This window comes from Bradyrhizobium sp. 62 (assembly GCF_023073035.1).
Lineage (GTDB): Bacteria > Pseudomonadota > Alphaproteobacteria > Rhizobiales > Xanthobacteraceae > Bradyrhizobium.
In genome coordinates, this window is record NZ_JADPIT010000015.1 from 1195971 (window position 1) to 1202752 (window position 6782).

General features: G+C 64.8%; 6 protein-coding genes and 2 pseudogenes. 4 read left to right on the forward strand and 4 right to left on the reverse strand.

Annotation, left to right across the window (positions count from 1 at the left end; translation table 11 throughout):
• A pseudogene (locus IVB47_RS16260) lies at window positions 1–214 on the forward strand (NYN domain-containing protein); the annotation flags it as partial.
• Window positions 195–869, forward strand: coding sequence for a uracil-DNA glycosylase (locus tag IVB47_RS16265; RefSeq protein ID WP_247462603.1), 675 nt, complete (start codon window positions 195–197; stop codon window positions 867–869). The pseudogene IVB47_RS16260 and the gene IVB47_RS16265, both read left to right, overlap by 20 nt.
• Here IVB47_RS16265 and IVB47_RS16270 read toward each other — a convergent pair.
• Genes IVB47_RS16270 through dapA form a run of 4 tightly spaced genes read right to left on the reverse strand, consistent with a single transcriptional unit; the run spans window position 866 to window position 3357 of the window.
• A complete protein-coding gene (locus IVB47_RS16270; protein WP_247462605.1) occupies window positions 866–1459 on the reverse strand; it encodes a peroxiredoxin in 594 nt (197 codons plus the stop codon). The genes IVB47_RS16265 and IVB47_RS16270 overlap by 4 nt on opposite strands.
• A gap of 4 nt (window positions 1460–1463) precedes the next feature.
• Window positions 1464–1937 carry an SsrA-binding protein SmpB gene (gene smpB / locus IVB47_RS16275; RefSeq protein ID WP_027567292.1) on the reverse strand — a complete coding sequence of 158 codons (474 nt, stop codon included), beginning with the start codon at window positions 1935–1937 and terminating at the stop codon, window positions 1464–1466.
• 59 nt (window positions 1938–1996) lie between these two features.
• Window positions 1997–2440 carry a large conductance mechanosensitive channel protein MscL gene (mscL, locus tag IVB47_RS16280; RefSeq protein WP_155809647.1) on the reverse strand — a complete coding sequence of 148 codons (444 nt, stop codon included), beginning with the start codon at window positions 2438–2440 and terminating at the stop codon, window positions 1997–1999.
• A 26-nt stretch (window positions 2441–2466) separates the two neighbouring features.
• Window positions 2467–3357, reverse strand: a complete 891-nt coding sequence (gene dapA / locus IVB47_RS16285; protein WP_007603384.1) for a 4-hydroxy-tetrahydrodipicolinate synthase — start codon at window positions 3355–3357, stop codon at window positions 2467–2469.
• Window positions 3358–3652: 295 nt separating this feature from the next.
• Between dapA and IVB47_RS16290 the strand changes: the two genes are divergently transcribed.
• Together IVB47_RS16290 and IVB47_RS16295 are read left to right on the forward strand one after the other, a co-directional pair.
• Complete coding sequence (locus IVB47_RS16290; RefSeq protein WP_247463187.1) at window positions 3653–6058, forward strand: lytic transglycosylase domain-containing protein; 2406 nt, start codon at window positions 3653–3655, stop codon at window positions 6056–6058.
• A gap of 221 nt (window positions 6059–6279) precedes the next feature.
• Window positions 6280–6782: pseudogene (locus IVB47_RS16295) on the forward strand (YkgJ family cysteine cluster protein); the annotation flags it as partial.

The window sequence follows — 6782 nt, forward strand, 5'->3', positions numbered from 1 at the left end:
GAGCCAGCCGCCGATGATCGCCGATGAGCTGCGCCGGCAGGCCGACGTCTTCACCGACCTCGTCGAGCTGCAGTCCAAGCTCGGCCGCGACCCGTCCGAGCGCCCCGCCCCGCGTGACCGCGGCGACCGCGAGGCGCGCCACCACGCTCCGCAGTTCCTCCAGCGCGCGACCACGATGGCGCCGGCGAGGGGCGATGACGACTTCGAGGAGTGAGGCGGCCCGGTCAAGCCGCCAGCCTCTCAGCCTCGTCCCCGACCTTGACTGTCCGCTCTGTCCGCGCCTGGTCGCCTTTCGCGAGGCGAACCGCGCGCGCGAGCCATTGTGGCACAATGCACCGGTTGCGCCTTTCGGCGACATCAAGGCTCGCCTGCTGATCGTCGGCCTTGCGCCGGGGATGCAGGGCGCCAACCGCACCGGCCGTCCCTTCACCGGCGATTATGCCGGCGACTTGCTCTACGCCACACTGCTCGAATACGGCTTCGCCAAGGGCAAATATCAGGCGCGTCCCGACGACGGCCTGAAGCTGGTCGACTGTCGGATCGCCAATGCGGTGCATTGCGTGCCGCCGCAGAACAAGCCGCTGCCGGTCGAGATCAACACCTGCCGGCAGTTCCTCGCGGCGAATCTCGCAACGATGCCGAACCTGCGCGCGATCGTCGCTCTCGGGCGCATTGCGCACGACACCGTGCTCAAGCCGCTGAACCTGAAGGGATCACAGGCCCCCTTCGGTCACGGCGCCGTGCATCAGGCAGGCGCATTCAGGCTCTACGACAGCTATCACTGCTCCCGCTACAACACGAACACCCGCGTGCTGACGCCGGACATGTTCCGCTCCGTGTTCGCGAAGGTGAAGGCCGACCTCGACTAATCCTTGGACGAGCCCGTGGCGGGATTGGCCTTCAGCCAGTCCAGGACATCGCCGGCGTTTCGGTCGGGCGGAAATACCGGATAGAACACATGCGTGATCCTGGCATCGTCGACGATCAGCGCGAGGCGCTTGATCAGCGTCAGGCCCGCGACCTCCATGGTCGGCAAATTCAGGGCGCGCGTCAGCGCCAGCTTCTCGTCCGAGAGCACCGGGAACGGCAGATGCAGCCGCGAGGCCATTTCGGTCTGGTACGCGTTGCTCTGGGTCGAGAGGCCGAACACCTGCGCGGCGCCGGCGGCCTTCAGCTCGGCGAACAGATCGCGAAATGCGCAAGTCTGCGGCGTGCAGCCGCGCGCGCCCGGGATCATGTCCCAATCGTCGACCAGCGCGATCTTGCCGGGCTCGCCGGTGCGCGGATAGGCGAACACCACGGTTCGGCCACGCAGCGCCGACAGCGCGACCGACGTGTCGTCAGTCGCGAGCAGGCTGACCGGCGGCAATGTCATGCCTTTCAGGTGCGCGGCACCACCGTCGTCCGCGGGTGCGGGAATCCGGGCCCAATCGACCTCGAGCAGGTTTCTCTGAGTCATCCCGCTATCCCCTCGCACGCATCAGGCGGCCCTTCTCCCGGCTCCAGTCGCGCTTCTTCTCGGACTCGCGCTTGTCGTGCAGCTTCTTGCCCTTTGCAACCGCTAGCTGCAATTTCGCGCGGCCACGCTCGTTGAAGTAAAGCTTGAGCGGGATCAGCGTCATGCCTTCGCGGTCGACCGCGCCCATCAGCTTGTTGATCTGCTTGCGATGCAGCAGCAGTTTTCGCGGCCGCTTGGGCTCGTGATTGAAGCGGTTGCCCTGGAGATATTCCGGAATGGTGGCGTTGATCAGCCAGATCTCGCCGTCCTTGGAATCGGCGTAGGATTCCGCGATCGTGCTCTTGCCGCTGCGGATCGACTTGACCTCGGTACCGGTCAACGCAATGCCGACCTCGATCGTATCCTCGATTGCATAGTTGAAGCGGGCCTTGCGATTTTCCGCCATGACCTTGATCGGACGTTCGTTCTTGTCGGCCATGGAAGACAAACCTGATCGAGATGCGCGAGGACGCTAACAGTTTGGATGAAGCGCGCGCGTCAAGACTTCTTGAGGAGATCGCGGATCTCGGTCAGCAGCTCGACCTCGGCCGACGGCTTCGGCGGAGCGGCAGGCTCTGCCTCGTCCTTGCGCTTCAACTTGTTCATGGCACGGATCACCAGGAACAGCACGAAGGCAATGATGATGAAGTTGATCGTCAGCGTGAGGAAGTTGCCCCAAGCCAAGACGGCGCCCTGCTTTTTCGCGTCCGCCAGATTTGCGGCGGTGACCTTGCCCGAAAGCGGCGTGAAGTAGTTCGAGAAGTCGAGGCCGCCGGTGGCCGCTCCGATGATCGGCATGATCACGTCGCCGACCAGCGACGTCACGATGGCGCCGAAGGCCGCGCCGATGATGACGCCGACCGCGAGGTCGACGACGTTGCCCTTCATGGCGAACTCGCGGAACTCCGTGAGCATCCGCGTGCCTCTTTCCTCGATCGCCATGAAAAATTCCCCGTTCGGCTAGCGCGTCAGTTGATGAGGCCAGCATGAACCATCGCGCTGCGCACGGCAACGCGGGTCGGTTCGGTGACCGGCACCATCGGCAGCCGCAGCGTTTCGTCCAGCTTGCCGAGCAGCGACAGCGCGTACTTGATCGGCGCCGGATTGCTCTCGATGAAGAGGTTGTTGTGGAGCGGCATCAGCTTGTCATGCAGCTTCAACGCGGTGGCATGGTCGCCCTTCGCCCAGGCGGCCTGGAACTCGGAGCACAGCCGCGGCGCGACGTTCGATGTCACCGAGATGCAGCCATGGCCGCCATGCGCCATGTAACCGAGGATGGTCGCATCCTCGCCCGAGAGCTGGTTGAAGTCCTCGCCCATCGCCGCGCGCTGCTGCGAGACGCGGACCATGCTGGCGGTGGCGTCCTTGACGCCGGCGATGTTCTTGAGCTCCCACAGCCGCGCCATGGTGTCGACCGACATGTCGATCACCGAGCGCGGCGGGATGTTGTAGATGATGATCGGAATCCCGATCGCGTCGTTGATCGCCTTGAAGTGCTGGTACATGCCTTCCTGGGTCGGCTTGTTGTAGTAGGGCGTCACGACCAGAACCGCATTGGCGCCCGCCTTCTCGGCGTGCTGGGCGAGCTCGATCGCCTCCTTGGTCGAGTTGGAGCCGGCGCCGGCGACGACAGGCACGCGGCCTTTCGCTTCCTCGATGCACCATTCGACGACCTTCTTGTGCTCGTCATGGCTCAGCGTCGGGCTCTCTCCGGTGGTGCCGACGGGAACCAGGCCATTGGTACCCTCTGAAATCTGCCAGTTGACCAGGGAGCGAAACGCCGCCTCGTCCAGCGAGCCGTTCTTGAAGGGCGTGACCAAGGCGGTGAACGATCCCCGGAATTTTGTCTTGGCTGCCATGGACTTCCTCCGTACGCGGCAATCTTGAGCGCAGGCCGCATTCATATCGGGTCTATCCCGCCGGTAAAAGACCCGCTCCCGTCTGACGCACCGTTTAGGCCGCGATTTTGCCGCGGTGGTGGTGCAAACCGGGCGAAGGTAAGCGGCTGTTGGTAATTTGTCCGCATATTCAATCAAATACAGCCAGATCTTGTACAGCTAGGTCTTGAGCCAATTGACTGATTCGGGGCGACGAAACGCCGTGTCCTCATTTCCGCGCGCCGCATGGCGATCCACCGGCCTGATCGTGTGCCTGATGGCAGGGCTGTCGGCCGGCTGCGCCGCCTGGGCCAAATCCAATGAGACAACCGCGGAAACGGCCAAGGAAACCGCGAAGGAAACCGCGAAACCCGCAGCCAAGCCAGCCCCCAAGGACGCTGCAAAGGGGGCGTCCAAGGGAACCGGCAAGGAATCTTCGAAGGACGCTGCCAAGGGCGCAAGCAAGGGCGCGACCAGTGCCCCCGCCAAGGATGCCGCGAAGAAGCCTGCCAAGGACGCGGGCAAGGACGCTGGCAAGAACGCAGACAAGGAACCTGCGAAGGACAAGCTGAAGCCTACCGCTGCCGCGCCAAAGTCAACGCCGACCGCTGGCGGCTCAGTCCCGAAGACCGCCCCCGCGCCGGCTGCGACGGCCATCGTCAGACCGACCGCCCCGGCCCCCGCCAAACCCGTCGCGGCTCCGGTCCTGGCTCCTGCGACCCGCCAACATGCCGCCCCGCGCAAGCCGGTCACACCGGCTGCGGTTGCCGCGACCTCCTCGACCTCGCAAGCCGACAAGGACACGCTGGAAACCGTGATCGAGCTCGTGCGCAAGCGCAAGTCGGGCGACGCGACCAATGCCGCGGCCGCGATCTCGGATCCCGTCGCGCGAAAACTCGCGGAATGGATCATCCTTCGCAGCGAGGACAATGGCGCGACGGTGGAGCGCTACCGCGCCTTCCTCTCCGCCAATCCGAGCTGGCCGTCGCAGACCTTCCTACGCCGGCGCCTCGAGGCCGCGATGTGGGACGACAGGCGCGACGACCAGGTCGCGTGGTCGTGGTTCGAGAACGAATCGCCCGTGTCCGCCAAGGGCCGCTTCACGCTCGCCAAGGCGATGCTGGCGCGCGGCGACCGCGCCAACGCCGAACGTCTGGTGCGCGATGCCTGGCGCAGCGACCCGATGTCGGAAGACACCGAGAACAACGCACTCGACCAGTTCGGCGCGCTGCTGACGCCCGGCGATCAGAAGGCGCGGATGGACACGCTGCTCTACGGCAGCGAGAACGAGGCTGCACTGCGTGCTGCGAAGCGCCTCGGCGCCGGCTATGTCGCACTCGCCAAGGCCCGCATCGCCTCGCTCAAGAAAGCGCCGAATGCCCGAGCGCTGCTCGAAGCCGTGCCGCGCGAGCTGCACGGCGATCCCGGCTTCATCTTCAGCAAGATCCAGCTGCTGCGCCGTGAGGAGAAATTTGCGGAAGCCGCCCAGCTCATGCTGTCGGCACCGAAGGATCCGGGCCGGCTCTACAATCTCGACGAATGGTGGATCGAGCGGCGCCTCCTGGCGCGCAAGATGATCGACACCGAGGAATTCCGCAGCGCCTATCTGATCGCGCGCGATGCCGCCCTGCCCTCGCGCGACATCTACAAGACCGAGCAGGAGTTCACAGCCGGCTGGATCGCATTACGCTTCCTCAACGATCCCGCGGCTGCCACCCAGCATTTTGCCCGAATCGGGATCGGCAGCGTCAATCCGACCACGCTGGCGCGCGCCGGCTATTGGCAGGGCCGCGCTGCGGAAGCTGCAGGCCGCCAGCAGGAGGCGCGCAACGCCTACACGCGGGCCGCCGAGCAATCCACCAGCTATTACGGCCAGCTCGCACGCGCCAAGCTCGGCCTGCCGCAGATCGAGCTCAACGCTCAGCCGCGCAGCCGCGGTGCCGAACGGCTGGAGATCGTGCGCGCCGCGCAGCTGCTCTATGAGCTCGACGAGCGCGAGATGGCGATACCGTTGCTCGCCGACATGGGCGAGAACGGCGATCCCGAAGCGCTAGCCGGCCTTGGCGAGCTCACCCAGCGCCACAGCGACGCGCGCGGCATGCTGCTGCTCGGCAAGGCCGCGCTCAATCGCGGGCTGCCGTTCGATTTCTATGCCTATCCCGTCAACGGCATTCCGCAGTTCACGCCGATCGGCCCCGAGGTCGAGCGCAGCATCATCTACGCCATCGCGCGGCAGGAGAGCGCCTTCAATCCCTCGGTCGTCTCGCCGGCCCAGGCGTATGGGCTGATGCAGGTGACGCCGGACGCCGCGCGCTACGTCTGCAAGCGGCACGGCGGGACCTACGATCTGGGGCGTCTGAAGAACGATTCGGCCTACAACGCCACGCTCGGCTCGGCCGAGCTCGGTGGGCTGCTCGAGGACTATCGCGGCTCCTACATCATGAGCTTTGCCGCCTACAATGCCGGCCGCGGCAGTGTGAAGAAGTGGATCGATCGCTACGGCGATCCGCGCGACCCCAAGGTCGACGCGGTCGACTGGGTCGAGCTGATTCCGTTCTCCGAGACACGCAACTACGTGCAGCGGATCATGGAGAACCTTCAGGTCTACCGCGCCCGCTTCGGCGGTGGCACGCGGTTGCAGATCGAAGCCGATTTGCGCCGCGGCGCCGGTAGCGTGGAATAGAGGCGTGCCTCTAGTCTAATGATTCGCTTGCGGCGATGATGACAAAGCATCCCCGCGAGGGCATGACGCGATCAGCTCCTGGCGTTTGGGGCCATGGCCATCGACATCCGGCCGAAGTGCTCGCAACCGCACGGTCGAGACCTCGACGATAAGCTGAATGGGAAGATCGTATAGGGCGGATCGGGCGCACAGTAATAAGAGAGGAATAAGAGCAACAAAAAATGGGTCAGGCAATGTTAAGCGTCGCCCGTGCCGTAGAGGCAGGCGCGACGACGATGAAGGGCGTGATCGATGCCACCGGACTATCCCGCCTCAAGATCGAGCGCGCGTTGGACACACTGGAGAAGCAGAAGCTATTGGTCCGCGACGGCCAATGCTTTCGCGCGATCGGCTTGCCGAAGACAGCGCCGCTGACCCGGCAATGCGGATCGTGCAACGCCTGCTGCGATATCATGGAGGTCGCCGCCGTCGACAAGCCGGTGAACCAGCTTTGCACGCACTGGCAGACGGGCACGGGATGCAGCATCTACGACTGCCGTCCGCAGATGTGCCGCTCGTTTGTCTGCGCCTGGCTGCAAGGCCATCTCGACGACGACTGGTTCCCGGCGAAGTTGGGCATCATCGTGCATTTCAGCCAGGACGCGGGTCAACGTCACCGTCGATGACCATTGCCCCGATCGCTGGCGCGAGGAGCCGTATTTCAGCAAGCTCGCCGAATGGTCGC